Source organism: Butyricimonas sp. DFI.6.44 (assembly GCF_022132345.1).
Classification (GTDB): domain Bacteria; phylum Bacteroidota; class Bacteroidia; order Bacteroidales; family Marinifilaceae; genus Butyricimonas; species Butyricimonas muris.
On sequence record NZ_JAKNJD010000020.1, the window covers coordinates 49,872 to 75,386 of the forward strand.

Consider the following 25,515-nt stretch of genomic DNA (forward strand, 5'->3'; position numbering starts at 1 on the left):
ACATAGTTTAAAGTTAGCACGGGGGATGATATTCCCTTGCTCATCCCCGTGCAGCACGGTTAATCACGCGGGCATTGCTTCATTGACAAACCTATCCGTTTCCGGGCTTTATCCACTTGCGTGATTTTCACCGTCACGTGCTGATTCAACGAAAGCACATCCGCCGGGTTAGAAATATATTTATCCGCGATCTCCGAGATATGCACCAACCCGTCCTGCTTCACGCCTATATCCACGAATGCCCCGAAATTCGTCAAGTTCGTCACGATACCCGGAACCACCATTCCCAATTCCAAATCGTCAATCGTGTGAATATTCTCGGCAAAACTGAATACTTTCGCCACGGAACGAGGGTCACGCCCCGGCTTTTTCAATTCATCTATGATATCCTTCAAGGTAGGCAACCCGATCCTGTCGTCCACGTAACGGGACAAGTCTATTTTATTACAAGCCTCCTCGTTACCGATCAACGAGGTCAACGGCAACCCTAAATCTTTCGCCATACGTTCCACCACCGCGTAAGACTCCGGATGCACGGACGAGTTATCCAACGGGTTCACCGCTCCCTCTATCCGCAAGAACCCGGCACATTGCTCGAAAGCCTTCTCACCCATTCGCTTCACCTTCTTCAACTCGTTACGACTCTTGAACGCACCGTTTTCCTTGATATAGGCTACCACGTTTTCGGCCAATGTCGGCCCCAAGCCCGAAACGTACGTCAACAGATATTTGCTTGCCGTGTTGACATTTACCCCAACACGGTTCACGCAGGACTCCACCACCCGGTCAAGACTCCCCTTCAATTTCGTCTGATCGACATCATGCTGGTATTGTCCCACCCCGATAGACTTGGGGTCGATCTTTACCAACTCGGCAAGCGGGTCCATTAACCGACGCCCGATAGACACGGCACCCCGTACCGTCACGTCATATTGCGGAAATTCATCCCGGGCAATCTTCGAGGCGGAATAAATAGACGCCCCGCTCTCGCTGACCACGAAGACTTGTATCTCCCGGTCATAACGCAGATTTTGTATGAAACGCTCCGTTTCCCGTCCCGCCGTTCCATTCCCGATCGCGATAGCCTCTATCCGGTAAGAATTCACCAGATTCGAGATCTTGTTGGCGGCTTGTTTCACCTCGTTCTGGGGCGGATGCGGGAATATCGTTTCGTTATGCACCAGATTACCTGTTTCATCCAGACAGACCACCTTGCACCCCGTGCGGAACCCGGGATCAATACCCAACACCCGTTTGTTGCCCAACGGCGGTGCCAAAAGCAATTGCCGCAGATTCTCGGCAAACACTTTTATGGCCTCCTCGTCCGCCTTTTGCTTACCCGACTGCAAATATTCCGTTTCTATCGACGACAGCAATAAACGCTTGTAACCGTCTTTCACTGCCATCGCCACCTGTTCGGCACTATCATTACGAGCTTTCACGAAAATCCGCTCCAACGACTCCAAGGCCTCGTCTTCCGGAATCCCGATGCTTACCTTTAACACGCCTTCCGCCTCCCCCCGACGTATAGCCAGCATACGATGCGAGGGTACTCGCCGTAACGGTTCGGAATAATCAAAATAATCGGCAAACTTTTCGCCCTCCTCCTCTTTGCCCTTCACCACTTTCGCTTCCACGACCGCAACCCGGTCAAAAAAACGGCGAATCGTGTTGCGGGCACGCTCGTTCTCGCTCACCCGTTCGGCAATAATATCTCTTGCCCCTTGCAAAGCATCCTCCTCGCTCGCCACGTCGCCTTTCACGAAACGGGCTACTTTTGTCCACACGTCCCCGTGTTCCTGACGTGTCAAAATATCCGCCAACGGCTCCAAGCCCTTCGCTTTCGCCTTCGACGCACGGGTCTGCTTTTTCGGCTTATAAGGCAAATAAATATCTTCCAATACCCGAAGTTCAGTACAATTCTCGATTTGCCCTTTCAGTTCCGGGGTTAATTTATCTTGTTGTTCGACACTTTCCAATACCGTTTTCTTCCGTTTTTCCAGTTCTTTGAACTGCTCGTACATCTCCCGCACCTGTCCGACCTGTACCTCATCCATACTTCCGGTCATCTCTTTCCGGTACCGGGATATAAAAGGAATCGTGGCTCCTTCGTCCAGCAATCCTAACAAATTTCTTACAAATCTACTCTCGAAACCACTCTTCCGGGTCACGAAAGCTATCGGATCCATGTAATACTCCATACGTCATTTATTTTAGACGGCTAATATACGCACACTTTATTTTAATCACTATCTTTACCCACAAAATTTATGACTTACGATTCACGATTCGCGATAAAAAAAACGTTGATTGGCGGGAAGGAATCATGTAATCTGAAATCATAAATCAAAAATTAAAATGGAAACATGATAGAGATTAAAAATATAGTCAAAAGTTACGGGGAGCTAAAAGTACTGAAAGGTATCAATCTCTCGATAAAAGAAAAAGAGATTGTCACGATTGTCGGGGCAAGCGGTGCCGGTAAAAGTACATTGTTGCATATTCTAGGTACACTTGACAGCCCGGACGAGGGAGAAATCCTTTACGATTCCGTCAACGTGGCTCGCCTCGCCCCGAACAAACTATCCGTGTTCCGCAACAGTAACATCGGGTTCGTGTTCCAATTTCACCATTTATTACCGGAATTCACCGCTCTTGAAAATGTATGTATCCCGGCATGGATAAAGGGGACAGGCAAAAAGGAAGCCGAGAAACAAGCACTGGAATTACTGAAAATGCTTGGACTGGGTGACCGTACGACGCACAAGCCCAATCAACTGTCCGGCGGGGAACAACAACGGGTGTCCGTGGCACGTGCCCTCGTCAACCACCCCCGCGTGATACTTGCCGACGAACCCTCGGGTAATCTCGATACCCGCACGAAAAGCGAGTTGCACCAACTCTTTTTTACCCTGCGTGAAGAACTCGGGCAAACCTTCGTCATCGTCACGCATGACACGGAACTCGCGACCATGTCGGACAGGCAAATAAAATTAAATGACGGTATGATTTGAGATTTCGCTCAATGTTCTTACATTTGCATCTTAATGAACAAAATATTTATTTATTAATTAAACCTTTCAATGAAATATACTGAAGAGTTAGACAAAGTGAGTTACTGTTTAGGACTAAGTTTCGCTAGCAACCTCCTTTCATCAGGAGTCAACACCATCAATCCGGAAGCCCTTCTCGACGCACTGAAAACAGTTTATGCCGGTCAAATGCCGGAAATCAAACCGGAAGAAGCAAATAACATCTTGCAAGAATTCTTTACCAAGTTACAGGACGACAGAGGTAAAGCCGCTAAAGAAGCCGGAGAAAAATTCTTGAACGACAATAAAGGACAAAGTGGTGTAATCACCCTGCCTAGCGGGTTACAATACAAGGTAATCTCCGAGGGTAAAGGAGCTACCCCGAAAGCAAGCGATACCGTGAAATGTCATTACGAGGGACGCCTGATTAACGGTGCCGTGTTCGACTCTTCATATCGCCGCGGAGAGCCTGCCGAATTTCCCGTGAACGGGGTGATTCCGGGTTGGGTAGAGGCATTGCAACTGATGCCCGTGGGTTCAAAATGGCAATTATTCATTCCCTCCGATTTGGCTTACGGTGCTCATGGAGCCGGACAGGCTATCGGACCGAACGAAACGTTGATTTTTGATATAGAATTATTAGATATAGTATAATTTAATTCACGAAAAACTATGAACGCAAAAAATTTATTTTTTACTTTAGCAATAGCCACTTTAGGCTTATCCAGCTGCTGCAATTCCAATACCCAAACCAGTGTTTCCATGAAAACCGAAAAAGACACGGCTAGTTTCTACATGGGATGTTTCTACGGGAGAAACATGGTACAAAGCGGAATGGAAGATTTGGACATGAAGGCCGTTATCGCCGGAATGAACGCGATTCTTCAAAAGAAAGATGCTCCCAATGACATGGAAATTCGCATGTACTTGAATAAATACGCTCAAAAAGCGATGATGGCTAAAGCGGAAAAAACATTGAAAGAGGGACAAAAATTCTTGGAAGAAAACGCTAAAAAAAGTGGTGTAAAAACTACCGAAAGCGGCTTACAATACAAGATCGAGAAAGAAGGTACAGGACCCATGCCTGCTGATACCAGCGTGGTGAAAGTACATTATAAAGGAACCTTACTTGACGGAACCCAATTCGATTCCTCGTACGACAGAGGCGAACCCGCTGAATTCCCCTTGAACCGCGTGATTAAAGGTTGGACGGAAGCATTACAATTGATGCCCGTGGGATCAAAATGGACACTTTACATCCCGTCAAACTTGGCTTACGGACCTCAAGGCACCAGAAGCGGTATCGGACCGAATGAAACGTTGATTTTCGAGGTTGAACTACTTGAGATCGTAGACCCGAACGCACAAAAATAATTTATCTATTTGATATATAAACAGCTAACAAGCCCAAGGTTTCTTGGGCTTGTTCTTAATCAAAATAAAAATGAATTACGAAGTTACCGGTAAACTAATTTACAAAGAAGCCACCCAAAAGATCAGCGATCGTTTCCAGAAGAGAGAATTCGTGATAGAAGTTGAAAACGAGAAAAATCCGCAATGGAACGACTTCGTGAAAGTTCAACTAATCCAAGACAGATGCGATTTACTGGAAAACATCCAGTTGGAAGAAAATATTAAAGTGTATTTCAACCTGCGCGGAAGAAAATGGGAAAACAACGGACAAGTTTCCTATTTCACAAACCTCGAAGGTTGGAGAATAGAAAAAATACAGGAACAAGCAGCAGCAGGAGCTCCGGTTCCCGAATACCGGGTAGAGGACATCCCTCCCATGCCGGAAGCGGACGATCTGCCGTTCTAAGAAAAAAGCTAACCGAATTGGTTAGCTTTTTTCTTTATTATTTGCCAATAATCTGTCCGAATCCCAATAACAAGGTAAGTAATAAAGTGGTAATAGAAAGAAATTTCAACTGTGAATCCAACTCACGCCCCTCCCCCCTGTACACGTTTTTCAAATGAATACCTAACAAGGGCAAGGCTATAACAAAAAGGTATGCCGTCCACCCGGCAGGATGCAGGAACGTGTAAATAAACAGACAGGCTACAGCTGCAAGAATCAAGACGTAGTGATACATTTTAGCTCTTTTCACTCCAAGTATCACGGGTAAAGTACGTTTTCCACAAGCTGAATCATTCTCGATATCCCGGATATTATTCATATTCAACACTCCGGCAGATAGTAAACCGATAGCCGAAGCGGGAAACACGTATATCCATGGTAAGACTCCCGCCATGGCAAAATAACTTCCCATCACGCTGACCAACCCGAAAAAGATAAACACGAAAAGATCACCTAGTCCCCTATAACCGTACGCGTTATCTCCAACGGTATATTTAATTGCCGCCACGATAGAAGCACCTCCGGCGACAAACAAACTGATACTCTTCCAATTCAGTAAATCCCGAAATGCCTCGTGAATCAATAAACTCCCGGTAATCACGGCTATTCCCCCGACAACAATCATTGCCCGAATCATCTCTCTCCCGCTTAAAGCTCCGCTTTGCGCACTTCGGATAGGCCCCAGACGATGCTCGTTATCCGTCCCCTTGCTCAAGTCCCCGACTTCATTTGCTAAATTTGACAGTATTTGCAAAGCGGTAGCAGTCAACATCACCCACGCGAAAGTACTTGTCTTAAAGTACCCGTCACTCGCCGCCAACAACGATCCCAACAGCACGCCGGACAAGGATAGCGGCAATGTTCTCAACCGAAAACTTGTAATATACGCCCGAACCTTAAACATGATTTTAGATTCCACAAAAAACACTTTTAATCGTAAATCATAAATCGTAATTCATAAATTATTTTAGTTTCAGTTCCTTCTCCCCGATCATCACTTTATGTTGCTTGAACAATCCCCCGACGGCTTTCTTGTAATTTTTCTTGCTACAACCGAAAAGTTGATAAATCTCCGCCGGATCGCTTTTATCGGACACTTGAAGTACTCCGCCATTCTCTTCCAGTTTCTTCAAGATTATCGCTGACAAACGATCGACCTGCTCGTGCCCGTCATTTTTCTGCAATATACAGTCGATCTTACCGTCTTCCCGAACTTGCTTGATATATCCCGTCACGTGTTGTCCGATAGACAAGGGTTGGAATATCTCGTTCCGGTAAATAACAGCTTCATGGCTTCCGTTCACGATCACGTTATATCCTAAATCCGTTCGGCGGGCAATGATCAACTGCACTTCCTCGCCGGGTTTATAATCTGCCGGAGTTTTATCCAGAAACCGATTCAATCGCGTCGAAGCCACGATACGATCCGTCGTCTTATCCACGTACACGTAGACCAGATACTCTCTTCCCATTTGCATTTCTTCCCGTTGTTCACGGAACGGCACCAATAAATCCTTGCGTAATCCCCAATCGAGAAAAGCACCCACGCGGCTGGTCCCCACGACTTTCATCAAGGCAAAATCCCCCACGACAGCTTTAGGCTCCGTCATCGTAGCAATCACCCGATCTTCCGAATCAAAGTAAATAAATACCTTCAACTCGTCCCCCTCCTTGCACTCGGCGGGGGCTGTTTCTTTCGGTAATAAAATCTCGCCCCAGTAATCTCCACCATCCAGATACACCCCGAAATCAACCGTCTTCACGACTCGCAATATATTATATTCTCCTAACTTTATCATATTCTGTAATTTTGCTGCAAAGATAAAGAATATATCCGAAACAATATGTTCTCTATACAAAACAATCTTCACCAAATTAACTCATCAAGAGGCGAAATGAACTTACGATATTCCATAATACATGTAAAACGATAACGTAACCAAATCCCAACCGGATTCTTGTATATCCAAATATTACGGCTCCTGCAAAAATGGATAAAAAAAACAATACCGGCATATTATAAACATGATATATTGTAAAAAGAACAGCTGATAGGTAAAAAATTACCATCGGATGTGTATTCCATTTATTTTCAAACATCGCAAGCTGTTTATTAAACAAACTCATGATTAAAAAAAGTACTGTCGCAACGAAAAAAATAGTTCCATATAAAGAGAGAACATGGAAGACGAGATTAACTTCGCAAAGTTGATGAAATTTATAAAAATATAAAAGATAGGAGATATGGAACGAGAGTATCAGACTCAGTGAAATTTTAATTCTAGTGATATTAAACGAGCTAAGCGCATAACGATAGCTAAATTCTTCAAGAATCGGGGATAATAGAATTACATGAAATATGTTCCATGTTTTCCATTCGCTAGCAAGATAGATTAATCGGTTTATTGGGTTTGACATGATTGGCTTACTGACAATAACAGTTTGCAACATCATTACCAAAATGTTTGTACCAATTACTATCAAAAATAACCACAAAAATATAGTGAAAAATTTCTTTACCTTACTCCCGGAAACATCTTGAAAAGATTCGAAATTAGGCTTTTGCAGAAATTGTAAGATGTCTGTTATGGTATTCATATTTTTATAGCATATACGATTTATCAAATATAAAAATAGATTTTGAATTATAATAATAAAAAAAATAAAACTCACTATTTTGACACAAAGAGAAGAGTATTTATTCGTTTTTTATTACATTTCAATCAAATCTTCATCTTCTCGAGAGTAATATCGGCTATCTTTTCGATACCAGCTAAATCGAGCACTTTCGCAAAATTTTACAGTAGCAATACCGTTTCTTACGGCAACATATTGTTCTCTATTGCCGGGAGAAGGATATAAACCATTAGGTAAATTAGTACGAAACTCCATACCAACAGCTAATGGGGGAACATTACAATATGGATCATCTTCAGGAGATATTATAATACCCGGACCGAAAAAAGGCATACAAACATAATCTATAACAGTCAATACTGACGCACCAATTACAACACAAAAAAAATTAACCATGGCTTCGTTAACTGATTGCCATGTACCAATAATCTCATTCCACAAATAATTTAGTTGCCCATATACCCATTGGTCATAATTACCGGAAGGAAAAGTTCTTGTTAATGGCAATTTTTCATCACCACTATTAATTTCCATATTTATTACTTTATTTTCAAACAGTTTTAGTTGTTCTCGATATTTTAATGATTGAGCAAGAACACTAAAGATGTTTTCACCAATTCCTATATCAGCACCTTTATTGATAGAGATTTTGTACACATTATTTTCATCCAAATAAACATATTCACTAAAACGCTTGGCTGCTTCAATAAAAAGTTGTAAATCTTCATTATTCAAATTATTAAAATCAATATTAATATAGCTTCCATAATGGTTATCAACTTCTTGTTTATCATCACATCTCACACTAAGCAAGTAAATTAGAACTAAACAAATAATTTTAGGTTTCATAGTTAGGCTTTTTTAAGTTAAATAACAAACAACTCTCCTCTTCATGTTTTATGTATCAAACCCAAAATTAAACAAAAAAAACACAACACACACTAATTAACAACAAATAAAATACCTTTACCTAAAAACTCCAGTTACACGATAGAATATATTTGAAAGAAGAATAGAAAATGTATATCCAACACAGTGATTAGAATCTGGCAAAAGATTTATAAAAAAAACTTTCTCTACTCTTATTTCTGCATTTTATACACGGTCGGCGACACACCCGCCTGCTTTTTAAAATACTTCCCGAAAAACGATTGATCCGAAAAGTTCAAGTAATAAGCGATCTGTTGGACGCTCATATCCGAATATTTAAGCAAAGCCTTAGCCTCCAGCACCACGTACTCGTCAATCCAGTCAGCAGCCGAACGACCGCTGACTTTCTTGATCAACGTCGTCAAGTACTTGGGGGTCAAGTTCAATTTGGAGGCGTAGAAACCGACGGAACGCTCGGACTTGTAATGCTGCATAAGCAAAGAGATAAACATCTTGAAATATTCCTCCCCGTGATTCAGACTCATCCGGTTGGCGGACAATTGAGCCAAGAAAAAATCTATAAAGATATTCAATATTTTATAGGCGAGCGAATGAATAAGTGCCTTCACCATATCGTGATAATAAGGCTTGGCGGATGAATGAACGATCTCCAAGGCAGCCTTATCCAGCAAATCTTTTATAAACGTACTTTCGTCTTGAGGTAGATCTATTAAAACCATTTCCTGCATGTACGGGTAGTATGGAAGAATCCGTTTCACGTCGATGTTCAGGTTTTTCAAGAACTCCTCCTCGAGAATAATAACTTGCAACTGGCAGGCTGTATATGATTTCAATTGAATGATAGCGCCGGAATGACAGAAGAACAAGGTATTCTTTTTGATCTCGCAGGAATTCAAATTACACGTCAATGATATTTCCCCCTCCGAACAAATGACCAGAATAAAGGCATTGATTTTACACGGGTATTTGAACAGCTCGATTTCCTTCCCCGGGTCGCAGGAAATAATAAAACACTCCCGGTTATACACGGCTCCCACTTGACTCAAATCATTCATCGCGAACAATTTCTCCAAAGAGAAACTGCCAAAACGCTCTTGTTCCATCATTCAATTCTTTTTCTGACAAAAATAACAGATTTATTCAAAGAACCGGAACAAACCCGACAAAAATACCACGGCAAACGCATCAAAACGCTTTTTGCCCGGTTCATAAAGTTGAGCTTTCAGCTCCTAAAGTTTATAAAGTTCATAAAGTAACGGGCGTCCTTCGGACAAGGTTTACCGGCAGCCATGCTGCCGTGGACAAAGCGCCCGCTAGGGTCCATAAACCTTATGAACTTTATAGACTTTATAGACTTTATAAACTTTTGACTAAAAGGGCGAAAAGCGTTTTGACGCATTCGCACTGACAAAAAGACAAATAGACCAATCAAGACATAAAAACGACCTTTATAATGCGAAAGTAAAAGAAGATTTTTGTACCGGAAATTAAACGAAAAAATCATGAAACAACTCATCAGACGAACCTCACGATGCTACCTGCTTGTCATTATCATCGTTTTCACGGGCTGTTCAACACGAAAAGCCCCTACAAGTGTAACCCCTAAAAAAGTAACGACAGAAATCGTTACCCGTTCCGAAAATATCGTGCAACGCTCTTACGTGGGCGTGATAGAAGAGGAAGCCGGTGCCGCTATCAGTTTCGGGATAGCCGGAAAAATAGAAAAGATACATGTACGGGAAGGAGAACCCGTGCGCAAAGGGCAACTTCTGGCACAACTGGACGACGCTTCCGCCCGCGATCTTCTGGATGCAGCTTCCGCCACGCTGGAGCAAGCCAAAGACGCGCATTCCCGTTTAAAACAAATGTACGACGGGGAGAGCCTTCCAGAAATAAAGATGGTAGAGATAAACACCAAACTACAACAGGCTCGATCGACGTACAACATCGCCCGCAAGAACTATGACGATTGCATGATTTACGCACCTTTTGACGGGGTAGTCGGGAAAAAAAACTTATCAGCGGGAGAAACCGCAATCCCCGGACAACCTGTCTTGACGCTGGTGCAAATCAACCAAGTGAAAGCCAAATTTACCGTATCCGAAATGGAAATATCGAACTTGACTCCCGCCTGCCATTCCTGTATACGGGTGGCAGCATTAAATAACCGGATATACGAGGGCGGCAACTTGGAAAAAGGAGTCGTGGCTAATCCCGTGACACGCACCTATGATGCCCGTGTCGTACTCGCGAATCCGGACAAAGAACTATTACCGGGCATGGTATGCTCCGTCACCGTGACGCCGGGTAGCGATACCCGAATAACACTCCCGTTGACAGCCGTGCAACGGGATGCCCGAGGACAACTGTTCGTGTGGAAAGTCGCAGCCGACAGCACTGCCTTCCGCGCACCGGTGACAACCGCGGCAACCGCGGGCAACCGTATAGCGATCACCAAAGGGCTGACACCGGGAGAACGCGTGATTACCGAGGGATATCAAAAAATAAGTGAAGGCAATAAAATCATATTCTAATGAAAAAGAAATTTAATTTTGTTCATTGGACCATGGTGAATTACCGGATCTCCATGCTGATCGTTATCCTCATGTTTATTTTCGGAATCCTCGGGATCAACCGGATGCCTAAACAGGAATTTCCGGAATTTACCGTCCGGCAGGGCGTCGTGGTAGGGGTATACCCGGGTGCATCCGTCAATGAGGTGGAAGAACAATTGACCAAACCGCTGGAACGTTTTCTATTCACTTACAAAGAAGTAAAACGGGCTAAAACGATCTCCACGTCCCAACACGGGATGTGCTACATCATGGTAGAACTGAACGACAACGTGAATAACAAAGACGAAGTCTGGTCTAAAATCAAACACGGACTCTCCCTGTTCAAATCGCAATTGCCCTCGGGAGTAGTGGCTGTCATTGCCAACGACGATTTCGGGGATACTTCCGCCCTGCTAATCGCTGTCGAATCCGACAAACGCTCTTACCGAGAATTACAGACCTATACCGATGAACTAGGTGACCGGCTGCGGCAAGTAGAATCCGTTTCAAATATCCGTTCATACGGTGCCATAAAAGAACAGATCACCATTTACACGGATCAGGAACGTATGGCAGTGTACGGTATCAACGAAAAGTTATTATCGGGCATCCTGTTTTCGCAAGGCTTCACGACAAGCGGCGGTTCTATTGAAAACGAGGAAATAAATATACCTTTGCACATCTCTCCCGCCTTGTGTAGCGAAGAAGAGATAGCAAACCAGATTATCTATTCTGACCCGCGCAACAACGTGGTACGGATAAAAGATATTGCCCGTGTCACGCGGGAATACGATATGTCGGAAAGTTACATCAAAAACAACGGACATCCCTGTGTCATTTTATCCCTCGAAATGCGCGGCGGGTATGATATCGTGGAATACGGCAGAAACGTGGACAAAGTACTTGATGATTACCGGGAACACGTGCTGCCCGCCGACGTGTCCATCAGCCGTATCGCCGATCAGGCAAAAGTGGTCGGGGACTCCGTTTCCTCGTTCCTGCACGAGTTGATCATTGCCATGATTATCATTATTCTCGTGATGATGATTTTATTTCCATTCCGTTCTGCGCTCGTCGCCGCAATTACAATACCCTTTGCAACTTTTATTTCCGTGGAAATCATGTATTTGTGCGGCATACCACTCAACACGGTGACTCTCGCCGCACTTATCGTGGTGCTGGGAATGATTGTTGACGACTCCATTGTCATCATCGACGGTTATCTGGACTACCTCAATAAAGGATATTCACGCTGGTACGCCGCTATCACGAGTGCCAACCGGTATTTCCTGCCGATGCTGTTAGCCACGGCATGTATCTGTGCTATATTCTTCCCCATATTATTCACGCTGACCGGTCAGATAGGGGACTTTGTCACCTATTTCCCTTGGACAATCACGATTAATCTTATGGTTTCACTCGTGCTTGCCGTGACGATCATTCCGTTATTAAACACGTGGATTATCCGGAAAAGATACATCAAAACCGACAAGAAAAGACTCACGGATCATGTACAGAGACTTTATGAACGTATTCTGGGATGGACATTCCGTCACCCGTGGTTGACTATCGGTTCGGGAATCGCCTCTGTCCTTGTTGCAATAATGATCGTTCCCCTACTGCAATATCGTATGTTTCCCGTTGCCGATCGGGATCAGTTTGCCGTGGAGATCTATCTGGCTGAAGGTACTCCTTTGTCCCGCACGGAACAGGTGGCAGACTCGGTCTACGCTCTATTGAAAGAAGACGGGCGGGTTACTTCCATCACCTCTTTTATCGGTTGCTCCTCCCCGCGTTTCCAAACGTCATATGCGCCGCAGATGCCGGCAAAAAACTACGCTCAATTCATCGTGAACACGACTTCCATTGAAGATACCGAAGATATTTTGGATAAATACACGAACCGGTATGCCGATCTATTCCCCGATGCCCACGTGAAATTCAAACAACTGGATTTCCAACTGGTTCCGGAACTGGAATTCCGGTTCCAAGGGGAGAATATCGACTCTCTGCATCGTGCTGCCGACCTGTTGATGTCCCGCATGCGCCTCATGCCGGAATTGGCTCGCATCTACACGAACTACGACGTACCCCGTCCGGTAATGGAAATCACACTCGAGCCGGTTGCCGCGTCACAACTCGGGCTTACCCGTACCGCGATGGCTCTCAACTTGTCGATAGCAACCACCGGAATTCCGGTCGGTTCCGTTTGGGAAGGAGATTACGCCCTCCCGGTCATCATGAAAAATGCCCGCAAAGACAGCTTGACGGCACAAAACATCAAGGATCTTTATCTCCCGGCAACGACCTCCCCAACCTCCGTTCCCGTGCGGCAAATCGCGGATGTAAAACCCGCGTGGCACGAGAGTAAAATCGTCCACCGCAACGGGATGCGCTGTCTTTCCGTGATAGCCGATTTACGCAGGGGAGAAAACACACTGGAGACCCTGTCCAAAATAAACAAGATGATTGACGGGGAATTGCAGGGGCAATTCCCGGCAGGCCTGTCCCCGGAAGTTGGCGGGGAATACGAATACGACATGGAAACACTCCCGCCCATCATGTCCGGTCTGGGGATAGCGATGGTCATTATATTCTTCTTTATTCTAACCAGCTTCAGGAAATTCGGGATTACCGCCGTTGCCATGCTCGCCATGTCGTTATGCCTGTTCGGCGCCATGATAGGACTATGGATTGCCGGGAAGACGATTAGTATCACTTCCGTGTTCGGTTTCATCACCCTGCTGGGAATGATCGTGCGAAATGTCATACTCATGTACCAGCACGCGGACGACCGCCGCGTAAATCACCGGGAAACAGCACGGGAAGCCGCTTACGACGCGGGCAAACGCCGTATGGTTCCCATTTTCTTGACAACGGCAACGACAGCCGTGGGAGTTATCCCGATGATCTTCAGCAACAGTACGTTCTGGACGCCTGTCGGTGTCACGATCTTTGCCGGGGGTATCGGTTCGCTGCTGCTGGTAATCACGATTCTCCCCGTGGTATATTGGAAACTCTATTCAAAAAACGATAAACGATTGAAATCATGAAACATATTTACCTTTTCCTGTTTTGTATGGTATTCCTGCCTTTCATCACACGTGGGCAGGTGTACACGCTGGAAGAATGTCTGGCGGCAGCCCTAGAAAAGAACAATAGCATCAAAAACAGCTTGTTGGAAGTTGAAATGGCTCGCCAAACCCGTAAAGAGGCTTTCACCTTTTACTTCCCGCAAGTATCGGCCTCGGGTATGGTATTTCAAGGCAGCGAGAAATTATTGCAAGCCGATCTCGATCTGTTCGGACTAGCGGAAATTCCCCTGTCTTTCATAAAAAAAGGGGCATTCGCGACAGCCACTGCCGTACAACCCGTTTTTGCCGGATTACAGATCATCAACGGCAACAAGCTGGCAAAACTGGGCGAAGAAGTCCGTGTTTTGCAACATCGCTTGACCGAAAATGAAGTGAAACAAAAAACCACCGAATACTACTGGCTGATTGCCACGTTAAACAATCATCATTCCACGCTTGACGTGGTAGACAAATTGCTGGCGGAGATTTACCGTCAAGTAGAATTGGCCGTAAAAACCGGACTCACTACCCGTAATGATTTGTTACGGGTTGAACTCCGGCAACAGGAAATAGCCAGCCAACGCCTAAAAGTTGAAAATGGGCTGCGTGTCACCAAAATGGTATTGGCACAATATATCGGGGCTGATTTCACGTCATTTGATATCGCCACGAGTGAATTTACCCAACCTGAATCACCCCTTAATTATTATATCACCCCCCAAGATGCCGTACAACAAAGGATCGAATACCTGTTGACACAGAAGAACGTGGATGCCCAAGGGTATCAAGTCCGGATGGAACGAAGCAAACATCTTCCGAAGGTAGGCGTCGGCGTGGGACACATCTATTACAACATCATGAAAAAAGACGTGAACACAGAACTCGCTTTCGCCAGCGTATCCATCCCGATCTCTTCATGGTGGGGCGGCTCGCACGTGATAAAAAAAGCCCGCATAAAAAAAGAACAGGCAGAGAATGATCGTAAAAACGCGGAAGAATTACTCGCCGTAGAGATCGAACAATTGTGGAGCGAACTCACGGAATCCTACGCACAAATCGAACTGGCACGCAAATCCATCGCATCCTCGACCGAGAACCTGCGATTGAACAAACAACATTTCAATGCCGGAGCATCCTCGTTAAGTGACTTACTAACCGCAGAAACACTGTACACGGAAAGTTGCAACAACTACACGTCCGCCTGTGCCGACTACCAAACAAAGCTATCCAACTACTTGACACATACCAGACCATGAAATTTGCCTTCAGCAAAGTTGCAGGTTGCATTTGCCTGCGGCAAGTTGCAAGTTACTTTTCTAGCGTTTTAGACTGTATTCCAGCACCTCCTCTGTTTATAGAGGAGGTGGTGTCATCCTTATTTAAATGCTTTCTCCGATAATCCCGGACCATTCAGTTTCAACTTGTCAAAATATTCCGGTACCGGGCGTCCCATTAACTTATCGACATACATCTTGGCAAGATATTGCGACAGCATGAACCCATGTCCTCTCATTCCAACGAACAATCCCAATTCGGGATCAATGATATAACGGGGTTCCGTGTAATAACCGGACCACGTGGCTTGTATACTCACCCCCGCCAACTTAGGCATCCAGTCCACGAAGAACTCACTGATAATCTCTATAAACTCCTTCGTGTTTAAGATCAGATTCTTGTCCGTCCGCAAGGCATCCACCCGCGGGGAAGCACATCCGATAATTTGTCCCGTGTGTACCAATTGTTGCCCGTACACGGCAGAGAATCCCTTGTACTCCTGACGGTCAATCAACATATCCAAACTATCGCCGTTCTTGCCCAACATCGGCAGACGGCGGGTAATAAACGCTTGGTGGCGCACGGGATACAATCCGGCGTGCATACCCAATCCCTCGCATATCTTCCCCGCTCCCGCACCCAAGGCGTTCACGAATACATCCGTGCGAAATTCCACGTATTTCTTATCATGCGTCAGCACCAGAATACTGTATGTCGATCCCTCTTTCATCACTTCGAGCACCTTGCAATCCTCCGCTACACGACCTCCGGCGTGGATACCCATGTTGCGAATCAAATCGACCACCTTACCCGGCGTCGCCTGCCAACAATCATTCGTGATCAAAGCCCCGAGATAACGTTTGGATTTCGTGTCAAAATAAGGAGAAATTTCTTTCTGGAAATTCTTCGGTTCGACCATATAGGCATCCGACCAAGCACGGCTGGCATCCAAAGCGTTGAAGGTAGCCTCGTCATGTGCCAGATTAATATATCGTGTTGTCTTGTAGTCAATATTGGAAAGTCCTTGCAACTCCTTAAATATCGCGTGATTATGCTCTGCAATTTCTGCCAGCTCCGGCAACGAGAATGCCGTCCGGCCTCCGCCGATGTTTCTCCACGAGGACCCCCTATCCGCATTCACGAGCACGGGATTCAACCCCGCCTCTGCCATATAACGGAACAAAGCGCTACCCGCGATCCCCCCTCCGGCAATCAAAGCACCCACTTCAACTTTCTTGAAATCGGAACGATTGGCAACCCGGTATTCTTCCCCTCGCTTCGGCGGGTATAATTCACCAAGGTTCAATTGATTCGACAACGGGGCTCTCGGTGTGGCATCTCCCACGACTTCGATTCCTTTTGCCCGCAAAGCCGTTTTCAAACGAGGGATACAACGTTTGCCGCGGCACGGTCCCATCCCCAAACGAGTCGTGTGCTTGATCTCGTCGATAGAAATAAAGGTACGATCGCCCACGATCTGCATTACGTCGTCCAACATCACATCGTCACAATGGCAAATAAAAGTAGCACCCTTCTCGTCTTTCAGCAAAGGCTCCAATTCCAGACATTCCGGGTAATTCTCTTTCACCACGAAACCTCTTACTTTCACCAGCTCTTCACCGTGAATATCCAACGCTTTCACCCGCGCGATATTCGTCTTGTTCGGTTTATGCAACACTTTCTCGACGATACCTTCTCCCAACTTCTCCCCGTAATTGTTCACGAGATAAACCGTTTCTTTTTCTTTTACCTCGTACTCGATCGGCAGGAACAAACTGTCTTTCCGCAAGTCGTAACCGAATATGGCCAAACCCGGACACTGGTAAACACATTCCATACAACCGATACACTTATCGTAATCCACGTGCGGAACCGTTGAAGTAGAACTCTTCGTGATTGCCCCGTGCGGACACGCGAATGAACAAGGATTACAAGCAAAACCGTACAGGCAATCCATTTGCACAAAACCTCTCTTCTTCATACGCTCCGCATCCGGCAGACGGGGAGCCTCCAGTATCCGGACCGGATGTTGTTGCGAGTCGATATATTCTTTGGACAAGACCAAATAATCATCATAACTCACCCGGGTACCCATATCCAACATGATCTCCGCGGCAGCCTGTTTCCCGCGTAACACGGCACTCGTTCCCTCGCCGATACGCACGGCATCCCCCGCCGCATAACAACGTTCGCCAAACACGGCACGCCCTTTCGTCAACAATTGATTGTCAGGAATCAATCCCGTGCATATATTAATCACATCAATACCTTCCAGTATCTTTTCCGTACCCGGTACCGCTTTAAAATTCTCGCACTCGGCAATAACCGCACCCTTGATTCCGGTATGTTCTTCATTCGGAATAGCCTTCAACAACATGTGCGAAGTCATGATCGGGATAGCCAAACGACGTACCCGGTTCGCCTGCACGGGGAATCCACCCTCTTTCGGCATCGCCTCAATGATCGCCTTCACGTGGGCACCCGCCTGCATCAACTGGTAAGAAGTCAGATACCCGATATTACCGGCTCCCACGGTCAACACGTTCTTACCCAACAACGTCAATTCATTGTTCATCATTTTCTGAACCACCGCTGCCGTGTACACACCCGGAAGGTCGTCATTCTCGAAAGCGGGCATAAACGGAACCGCACCCGTGGCAACCACCAGATAGTCGGCATCCACGAAAAAGACGGTATCCGTGTCCAGATTCTTCACGGCAATCCGCTTTCCCTCCAGCACATCCCATACCGTGGAATTCAAATATATACCCTCCATACTCTCCCCCGCCAAAGTTTTGGCTATATCGAAACCGCGCATGCCGCCAAACCGCTTCTCTTTCTCGAAAAAGAAAAACTGGTGCGTCTGCATATTAAACTGTCCCCCGATCTTGTCGTTATTATCGATCACGATGTTATCCACACCGTATTTATTGAACTCTTCCCGCACGGCTAAGCCCGCCGGACCGGCACCAACGATGACTACCGTGGTGCGAAGTATTTTCCGGGTATCCTGCCCGTGCGCGTCACAACGTTCGGGCATTTCCCCCTGTGCAAGCTCCCTCACCTCTTTCACCCCATCCACCTTCGTCACGCAAATACGCCGCACCTTGCCGTCTACCAGCATTTCACAAGCACCGCATTTACCGATACCACAAGCTAACGAACGTCTGCGCCCGTCAATGCTATGGCTATGCACGGGATAACCCGCTTGATGCAACGCAGCCGCGATAGTATAACCACTTTCTCCCTCTATTTTTTTCCCGTTAAAAGTGAAAACCACTTTATCCCGCTTCGGTACATCCAGAATTGGATGCGAATTAATTTTCGACATAAGTATATTATTAGTTAGGTTATTAGATTCTTCTGCAATATAGAATATCGAACAAAAAAAAAAGCTGACTTTTGTCAGCTTTTCCAATTTATCGTTTTTTTAACATCTAATTCTTCTCGCGCGCGAACGTAAATTTACCCTCGATACCCTGTCCGTCCTTGCTCAAACCGACAATTGTATCATCATCCACGAGTACCCCGAACCAACTGTCCAACTCATAATCGATCTCGTGTTCGGAATGAATAATATCAAATTCCTCGGCATCCAGCTTTACCTTATGCCCCTCCAACGACCCGATCAAAAACTCTTGAAGCATATACGCTTCATCATCATTCAATTTGTCCGTAAAAATAATCCTACCGGACAGCTCATCTCCTTCCTGTTTCAAGAATAATTCTCCCTCGGCCACACCGTAACCGTAATCCTCCTTGTATTTCCACTTACCCGTTAAATCCACCTTATTAATTTTAGATTTTTAATTTTAGATTCCAGCCACACGAAGCCGATACTCATTCAAAGATTTCATGATTTCCGATTCCAGATTAAATGCTCCCCACCGAACCATGCTTTTTTTTAATCGTAAATCGTAATTCATAAATCGTGAATTAATTAATTTCTAACCGCTTCTTGTCTTTTCGCTTCATTCCAATACACGTCCATTTCCTCCAATGTCATATCATTCAGCTTCTTTCCGGCAGCATTTGCCTGTTCTTCCACGTAAGAGAAACGACGAATAAACTTCCGGTTCGCTTTTTCCAAAGCATCTTCGGGATTAATCCCGTACAAACGTCCGGCATTAATCATCGCGAACAAGAAATCCCCGAATTCCTCCTCCATGTGTTCTTGGTCAGCCTTCGCGACCTCTACTTCCAACTCCCCGAGTTCCTCCCGTACTTTAAGCCACACGTCTTCTTTTTGATGCCAATCGAACCCCACGCCTCTCACCTTATCTTGTATTCGATAAGCCTTCACCAATGCCGGAAGTGCATCCGGTACTCCTTCCAACACCTTATGATGCCGTCCTTTTTCTTTCAATTTCAACTGTTCCCAATTGCGGGTCACATCATCCGCGTTCTCCACTTTCACCTCGCCATAGATATGAGGGTGCCGGTAACGCAACTTCTCACAAATTTCCTCCAACACCCCGGTAATGTCAAACTCTCCCCTCTCCTCCCCTATCAAAGCATAAAAAGCAATATGCATGATTAAATCCCCCAACTCCTTTTTCACCTCCTGCATATCCCCTTTCACGATCGCGTCACCTAACTCATACACTTCCTCCACGGTCAGCGTCCGCAACGACTCCAACGTCTGTTTATGATCCCAAGGACATTTCTCCCGCAAGGTATACATGATATCCAGTAACTCGGCGAAAGCCTCTTTTTGCTTGCTAAAATCCTTCTCCATGACTAACTCTACGTTAATGAAAAAATTTCAATTCTCAACTTTCAATTTTCAATAGTTTTCCCTACTTTGCACCTGCAAAAATAAGCTATTTATTTTAAGTTTCATGATAGAGAAAAGAATTAGTATTGGAAACATTGATCCTATTGACTTTTACGGCATTAACAACGCAAAATTCATCACGTTAAAAGAATTTTTCCCGAAATTGAAGATCACCGCCCGCGGAGATGAAATCATTATTCAAGGCGAAGAGAATGATATTGACGTGCTCGTTGCCAAAATTAATGCCCTTCTGGAACATTATAATAAATACAATATGCTCACGATAGCAAACCTCAAAAGGATCATCCTCGAGGACGATATCGTGGAAGATCCCGAAGACCCGGCGTCGATTATCGTCTTCGGGAATAACGGGAAAACCATACGGGCCAGAACCCCCAACCAACGTAAATTAGTCGATCTGGCGAAAATGAATGATTTACTTTTCGCCACGGGACCCGCCGGATCGGGAAAAACCTACACGGCAATAGCCCTAGCAGTCAAAGCCCTGCGAAACAAAGAGGTAAAACGCATCATACTCAGCCGTCCTGCCGTGGAAGCGGGGGAAAGTCTGGGATTCTTACCGGGTGACATGAAAGAGAAAGTAGACCCGTACCTGCAACCCTTGTACGATGCCCTTTCCGACATGATTCCTCCCAAGAAACTAACGGAATATCTGGAAACGGAAATTATCCAAATCGCCCCGTTGGCATACATGAGAGGACGCACCTTGAACGATGCGTTCGTCATCCTCGACGAGGCACAGAACACGACCAAAAATCAATTGAAAATGTTCCTTACCCGCATGGGTATTAACGCGAAGTTTGTTATCACCGGCGACATGAGCCAGATAGACTTACCCAAACGCGGTGATTCGGGACTCATACATGCGTTTAAATTACTGCAAGGCATCAGAGGGATCGCCTTCGTTGAGTTTGATAATAATGATATCGTGCGCCATCGGCTGGTAAAGGATATTGTCAACGCATATAATAACGAAGAAAAAACTAAATAACGGATCTTAAAGCAAATAACATGGAAGCGATTGTAAAAACAAATTTCAAATTTCCGAAACAGAAAGATGAATACGTCGGTAAAGTACGCGACGTGTATAACATCAACGACGAATACCTCGTTATGCTGGTATCCGACAGAATTTCCGCTTTCGACGTGGTACTCCCGAAAGGAATACCTTACAAGGGACAAATCTTAAATCAAATTGCTGCAAAATTTCTGGACGCAACGGCTGACATCGTGCCGAACTGGAAAATTGCAACCCCCGATCCAATGGTAACCGTCGGTCACAAATGTGAACCTTTCAAGGTGGAAATGGTTATCCGCGGTTATTTGGCAGGAAGTGCATGGAGAGAATACAAAGCAGGAAACAGAACGCTTTGCGGGCTGCCTTTACCCGAGGGTATGGTAGAGAACCAGAAGTTTCCCACCCCGCTTGTCACTCCTACCACGAAAGCTATGGAAGGACACGACGAGAATATTTCAAAAGAAGAAATCATCGCTTCCGGCTTAGTTAGTAAAGAAGACTACGAGGCCATCGAAAAATACACGATTGCCCTTTTCCAAAGAGGTACGGAAATTGCCGCGAAAATGGGATTGATACTGGTTGATACCAAATACGAATTCGGTAAAAAAGACGGAAAGATTTACTTGATCGACGAAATACATACGCCCGACTCTTCCCGTTATTTCTATGCTGACGGCTACGAGGAACGCCTTGCCAAAGGTGAAAAACAACGCCAGTTATCCAAAGAATTTGTACGCGAATGGTTAATGGATAACGGTTTCCAAGGGAAAGCAGGACAGCAAGTACCCGAAATGACACCTGAGGTTGTAAACAACATTACCGAACGTTACATAGAATTGTACGAGCATATCACCGGAACAAAATTCGAGAAGGCAGAGAACAACAACGTTCTTGCGCGTATCGAAAAGAAGGTGAACGACTGCTTGGCAACACTGCTAAAATAATAAATAAAACCCGCCTTTCGGCGGGCTTTATTTATTTTATCTCTTCTGCCAATTTCATTGCCTTGTACCCGTTCAACATCCCTCCGCTAATACTCATATCGCTGAATTTTATCGACTGTTTGCCGAACTTGCAAACTTGATCACTAGGCGTCACCGTTTTCATTAGCACCTCTTTCACCTGTGCCGCGGTCAGACGAGGGTAATACATCCGGATAAGAGCCGCCACTCCCGCGCATACCGGGGATGCCATACTTGTTCCCGACTCTTGACTATATTTTCCATAAGGAACTTGACTATATATACTATGTCCGGGTGCGAACAAATCAACAGTCTTTTTCCCGTAATTGGAAAAACTCACGAACTTATTATTTGCATCCTCTGCCCTTAAGTTAGAGCCATGCGCACCGACACATATATAACAAGCCTGTGTTTCCGGCTTTGAGGGACGCAAGGGGTAAACATTCACTTGATCCGTATTCCTGCCATTATTCCCGGCAGCACGAACAATCAAAACATCATGGGCGGCGGCATAATCCATAGCCTCTTCTATCCACTTCTGTGTTTTACCGAGAGCCGTGTATTTCCCGAAACTCATGTTTATCACCTTAGCCCCGTTATCCACGGCATACCGTATAGCTAAAGCAATATCCTTATCCTCCTCGTCGCCTCCCGGCGGTACGACTTGCAACAACATAATCCGTACCCCTTGGGCAATACCGTACACTCCCGATTCGGGTTCCGTTACCCCACCGATAGTAGAAGCGACATGAGTACCATGCTTACTGCTCGAAGCGAGAGGAAAATAAGGATTACCGTACTTCCGGTCATTAATATTATACGGATCATCCCCGATCTCTTTACGAATATCAAAAGCTATCGTGAATAACTCCTCGGCATTCTTTACGGTATGCAAGAGTTGTTTCTCTTTAGAAAGAATCTTTTCTACCGTATCCGGTTCTGTACGAGGCAACTTTCCGGCTCTAAACAATTCAAACCTTTCTTCCTCCGTCAACACCGGCTCCGCCGCCTTTTTAGCCAAATGCTCCTTATAAGCCTGTTTAAACCAAGCTTGTTTCTTTATCTGTTTAATCTCCTTCAACTCCTCTTGAGCCTCGATACTCTTTCGTTCGTACTCGACCTCTCTGATTCCGTAGGTTTTATGCAACGTCACGAATAAATCCCTCTCTTCCGGGGACATCTTTTTCATATTCCCTCTATAAGTCTTCAGCAACCAGCTATATGTCCGCAATTCTTCGGGCACACCGCGTGATAAGGATTTTCCATCCCGCGTACCCATAAAATTCCAACCGTGGATATCATCCGCGTACCCGTTACGATCGTCGTCTTTCCCGTTTCCGGGAATCTCCCCGGAATTACGCCATAACACGGGAGCCAACATTTGGGCTGTCGTGTCAAAACCCGAATCTATCACTGCGACAATCAAAGGTACAGGCTTCTTACCCGATAACAACTCTTTGTAAATACGGTGTACCCCCGTACCGAACATACTGTCTTGCTCTACATCCCGCAAAAACCAATCTAAAGGATATTTCTCCCGCTGTGCCATACTTATTTCCGGCAGTACGAAGAGAAGTAAGAACACCAACATTTTCATTTTCTTCATCATTCCGTTTTAAAAAATTATCTTGATATTCCCCAATACCTCTTTTATCTCCTTTTCAATCTTTCAACTGTTCCAATAATCCCTCCACGGCATCTTCCAATAAATCCAACACCAATTCAAACCCCGCAGCCCCACCATAATAAGGATCCGGTACACTATCCCGGTAAGAGAAACGCCGACAGAAATCCGTCATTTTATAAATCTTTCCTCTCTCTTCTTCCGTAGTTGCCATACGTCGCAAATCCCGCACGTTCTGGTCATCCATTCCGATAATCATATCAAAATTCTCAAAATCCGCATCAGGATAAAACTTTCGGGATAAACTGGTCAACTCGTATCCCCGGCGGATAGCATGTGCCTGCATCCGTTCATCTGCCGGATCACCCGAATGATAACCGCTAATCCCGGCCGAATCAATATAAAATTGATCCTCCAGTCCCCGTTTCGCCACGTAATGCTTCATAATCGCCTCCGCACTGGGAGAGCGACATATATTTCCCAAGCAAATAAATAATATTTTTTTCTTCATAGTAAAATAGTCCGTAAAGTCTATAAGGTCCGTAAAGTCACAAGTGTCCTTCGGACAATATTTATCGGTAACATAAGTTGCCGTAAACAAAGCGCCCGCAGTGTCCATTGACTTATGGACGTTATAACTTTATGAACCTTACAGGCTCAATTAAATAGAGAATCCACGAATTCTTCCCGGTTGAACACCTGCAAATCGTCTATCTTTTCTCCAATACCTATATATTTCACCGGAATCTTGAATTGATCCGAAATACCTATCACCACTCCACCTTTTGCAGTACCGTCCAATTTGGTAATCGCTAAAGCGTTCACCTCCGTTGCCAGAGTAAACTGCTTCGCCTGCTCGTAGGCATTTTGTCCGGTAGAACCATCAAGAACAAGTAATATTTCATGAGGTGCATCAGGAATAACCTTCTGCATCACTTTCTTGATCTTGGTCAATTCGTTCATCAAATTAATTTTATTATGGAGTCTTCCGGCCGTATCAATCAACACGACATCAGCATTCTCTGCCTTGGCCTTACTTAACGTATCAAATGCCACAGATGCAGGGTCTGCACCCATTCCCTGTTTCACGATAGGCACTCCTACTCGTTCCGCCCAAATCACCAGTTGATCGACCGCCGCGGCTCTAAAAGTATCTGCAGCTCCCAACACAACCGATTTTCCGGCTTCTTTAAACTTATGAGCCAACTTTCCTATTGTCGTCGTTTTCCCGACGCCATTCACACCAACTACCATGATCACGTATGGTCCGTGTCCCTCGGGTAAACTCAAAGAATCATAATCTGTCGAATTATTTTCTTTCAATAAATCGACTATTTCTTCTTTCAACACCCGATTCAACTCATCCGTGCCGATATACTTGTCGCGCTGTACTCTTTTTTCTATTCTCTCTATTACACGAAGAGTAGTATCCACCCCCACGTCAGAGGAAATTAACACCTCTTCCAAATTATCCAGTACTTCGTCATCAACCTTTGATTTTCCGACAATTACCCTGGATAGCTTCTTGAATACACTTTCTTTCGTTTTCTCTAACCCTTTATCAAGGCTCTCTTTCTTGTTCTTATTAAATAAACCGAATAATGCCATTTTCACATAAATTGATTCAGAGCACTAAGGTAGAAAAATAAATTGAGAATGTAGAATTTACAATTGAAAATTGAAAAAATCGAAAATGGAATACCATTTACACCATAAAAAAAGAGCGACTCTTTTCAGAATCGCTCTTCTCTAAATCTGGCATCGACCTACTCTCCCACCTCTCGGCAGTAC

21 protein-coding genes are annotated in these 25,515 nt (G+C 45.1%); 9 read left to right on the forward strand and 12 right to left on the reverse strand.

Translation table 11 applies throughout. The annotated features are described in order from the left end of the window. Positions 1-59: 59 nt before the first annotated feature. Positions 60-2,189, reverse strand: coding sequence for a Tex family protein (locus L0M98_RS21330; protein WP_370645697.1), 2,130 nt, complete (start codon positions 2,187-2,189; stop codon positions 60-62). A gap of 177 nt (positions 2,190-2,366) precedes the next feature. Between L0M98_RS21330 and L0M98_RS21335 the strand changes: the two genes are divergently transcribed. The 4 genes from L0M98_RS21335 to L0M98_RS21350 all read left to right on the forward strand — a co-directional run bounded on the left by L0M98_RS21335 (position 2,367) and on the right by L0M98_RS21350 (position 4,851). Beyond that, positions 2,367-3,014, forward strand: coding sequence for an ABC transporter ATP-binding protein (locus L0M98_RS21335; protein ID WP_186978516.1), 648 nt, complete (start codon positions 2,367-2,369; stop codon positions 3,012-3,014). A 69-nt stretch (positions 3,015-3,083) separates the two neighbouring features. Continuing rightward, positions 3,084-3,686 carry an FKBP-type peptidyl-prolyl cis-trans isomerase gene (locus L0M98_RS21340; RefSeq protein ID WP_099291904.1) on the forward strand — a complete coding sequence of 201 codons (603 nt, stop codon included), beginning with the start codon at positions 3,084-3,086 and terminating at the stop codon, positions 3,684-3,686. Positions 3,687-3,794: 108 nt separating this feature from the next. Continuing rightward, positions 3,795-4,406 carry an FKBP-type peptidyl-prolyl cis-trans isomerase gene (locus L0M98_RS21345; RefSeq protein WP_186978572.1) on the forward strand — a complete coding sequence of 204 codons (612 nt, stop codon included), beginning with the start codon at positions 3,795-3,797 and terminating at the stop codon, positions 4,404-4,406. 70 nt (positions 4,407-4,476) lie between these two features. Then, positions 4,477-4,851 (forward strand): DUF3127 domain-containing protein, encoded by a 375-nt coding sequence (locus tag L0M98_RS21350; protein ID WP_099291902.1) that lies wholly within the window; start codon positions 4,477-4,479, stop codon positions 4,849-4,851. Positions 4,852-4,888: 37 nt separating this feature from the next. Here the strand turns inward: L0M98_RS21350 and menA are convergent, their stop codons facing one another. The 5 genes from menA to L0M98_RS21370 all read right to left on the reverse strand — a co-directional run bounded on the left by menA (position 4,889) and on the right by L0M98_RS21370 (position 9,524). Then, complete coding sequence (menA, locus tag L0M98_RS21355) at positions 4,889-5,809, reverse strand: 1,4-dihydroxy-2-naphthoate octaprenyltransferase (RefSeq protein WP_227217722.1); 921 nt, start codon at positions 5,807-5,809, stop codon at positions 4,889-4,891. A 43-nt stretch (positions 5,810-5,852) separates the two neighbouring features. Next, on the reverse strand, positions 5,853-6,689 hold the full coding sequence (locus L0M98_RS21360) for a CvfB family protein (RefSeq protein WP_099291900.1): 837 nt from the start codon (positions 6,687-6,689) through the stop codon (positions 5,853-5,855). Between the two features lie 76 nt (positions 6,690-6,765). Further along, on the reverse strand, positions 6,766-7,488 hold the full coding sequence (locus L0M98_RS22735; protein ID WP_370645695.1) for a CPBP family glutamic-type intramembrane protease: 723 nt from the start codon (positions 7,486-7,488) through the stop codon (positions 6,766-6,768). Positions 7,489-7,602: 114 nt separating this feature from the next. Further along, positions 7,603-8,376, reverse strand: coding sequence for a hypothetical protein (locus tag L0M98_RS21365; protein WP_227217721.1), 774 nt, complete (start codon positions 8,374-8,376; stop codon positions 7,603-7,605). Positions 8,377-8,609: 233 nt separating this feature from the next. Further along, the gene (locus L0M98_RS21370; protein ID WP_099291899.1) at positions 8,610-9,524 is read right to left on the reverse strand and encodes a helix-turn-helix domain-containing protein; all 915 of its coding nucleotides are present in this window, start codon (positions 9,522-9,524) and stop codon (positions 8,610-8,612) included. Between the two features lie 396 nt (positions 9,525-9,920). Between L0M98_RS21370 and L0M98_RS21375 the strand changes: the two genes are divergently transcribed. From L0M98_RS21375 to L0M98_RS21385, 3 genes are read left to right on the forward strand one after another with little or no spacing between them, the layout of a single operon-like run. Continuing rightward, positions 9,921-10,952: an efflux RND transporter periplasmic adaptor subunit gene (locus L0M98_RS21375; RefSeq protein WP_099294443.1), complete on the forward strand. Its 1,032-nt coding sequence runs from the start codon at positions 9,921-9,923 to the stop codon at positions 10,950-10,952. Next, positions 10,952-14,026: an efflux RND transporter permease subunit gene (locus tag L0M98_RS21380; RefSeq protein ID WP_227217720.1), complete on the forward strand. Its 3,075-nt coding sequence runs from the start codon at positions 10,952-10,954 to the stop codon at positions 14,024-14,026. The genes L0M98_RS21375 and L0M98_RS21380 overlap by 1 nt, the downstream gene beginning before the upstream one ends. Continuing rightward, positions 14,023-15,303, forward strand: coding sequence for a TolC family protein (locus tag L0M98_RS21385; protein ID WP_227217719.1), 1,281 nt, complete (start codon positions 14,023-14,025; stop codon positions 15,301-15,303). The genes L0M98_RS21380 and L0M98_RS21385 overlap by 4 nt, the downstream gene beginning before the upstream one ends. Before the next feature lie 119 nt (positions 15,304-15,422). Here the strand turns inward: L0M98_RS21385 and L0M98_RS21390 are convergent, their stop codons facing one another. From L0M98_RS21390 to mazG, 3 genes are all read right to left on the reverse strand, one after another. Next, positions 15,423-18,653, reverse strand: a complete 3,231-nt coding sequence (locus L0M98_RS21390) for an FAD-dependent oxidoreductase (RefSeq protein WP_227217718.1) — start codon at positions 18,651-18,653, stop codon at positions 15,423-15,425. Positions 18,654-18,759: 106 nt separating this feature from the next. Then, positions 18,760-19,110, reverse strand: a complete 351-nt coding sequence (locus L0M98_RS21395) for a hypothetical protein (protein WP_099291897.1) — start codon at positions 19,108-19,110, stop codon at positions 18,760-18,762. A gap of 152 nt (positions 19,111-19,262) precedes the next feature. Then, a complete protein-coding gene (mazG, locus tag L0M98_RS21400; RefSeq protein ID WP_099291896.1) occupies positions 19,263-20,060 on the reverse strand; it encodes a nucleoside triphosphate pyrophosphohydrolase in 798 nt (265 codons plus the stop codon). A 103-nt stretch (positions 20,061-20,163) separates the two neighbouring features. On the opposite strand from mazG, the gene L0M98_RS21405 reads away from it, so the two are divergent. Together L0M98_RS21405 and L0M98_RS21410 are read left to right on the forward strand one after the other, a co-directional pair. After that, positions 20,164-21,111: a PhoH family protein gene (locus tag L0M98_RS21405; RefSeq protein ID WP_227217717.1), complete on the forward strand. Its 948-nt coding sequence runs from the start codon at positions 20,164-20,166 to the stop codon at positions 21,109-21,111. A 20-nt stretch (positions 21,112-21,131) separates the two neighbouring features. After that, on the forward strand, positions 21,132-22,082 hold the full coding sequence (locus L0M98_RS21410) for a phosphoribosylaminoimidazolesuccinocarboxamide synthase (RefSeq protein ID WP_227217716.1): 951 nt from the start codon (positions 21,132-21,134) through the stop codon (positions 22,080-22,082). Between the two features lie 31 nt (positions 22,083-22,113). Here L0M98_RS21410 and L0M98_RS21415 read toward each other — a convergent pair whose 3' ends face one another. The 3 genes from L0M98_RS21415 to ftsY all read right to left on the reverse strand — a co-directional run bounded on the left by L0M98_RS21415 (position 22,114) and on the right by ftsY (position 25,332). Continuing rightward, a complete protein-coding gene (locus tag L0M98_RS21415) occupies positions 22,114-23,709 on the reverse strand; it encodes a S8 family serine peptidase (RefSeq protein WP_227217715.1) in 1,596 nt (531 codons plus the stop codon). A 52-nt stretch (positions 23,710-23,761) separates the two neighbouring features. Next, on the reverse strand, positions 23,762-24,235 hold the full coding sequence (locus tag L0M98_RS21420; protein ID WP_227217714.1) for a low molecular weight protein-tyrosine-phosphatase: 474 nt from the start codon (positions 24,233-24,235) through the stop codon (positions 23,762-23,764). 146 nt (positions 24,236-24,381) lie between these two features. Next, the gene (gene ftsY, locus L0M98_RS21425) at positions 24,382-25,332 is read right to left on the reverse strand and encodes a signal recognition particle-docking protein FtsY (RefSeq protein ID WP_099291892.1); all 951 of its coding nucleotides are present in this window, start codon (positions 25,330-25,332) and stop codon (positions 24,382-24,384) included. Positions 25,333-25,515 lie beyond the last annotated feature (183 nt).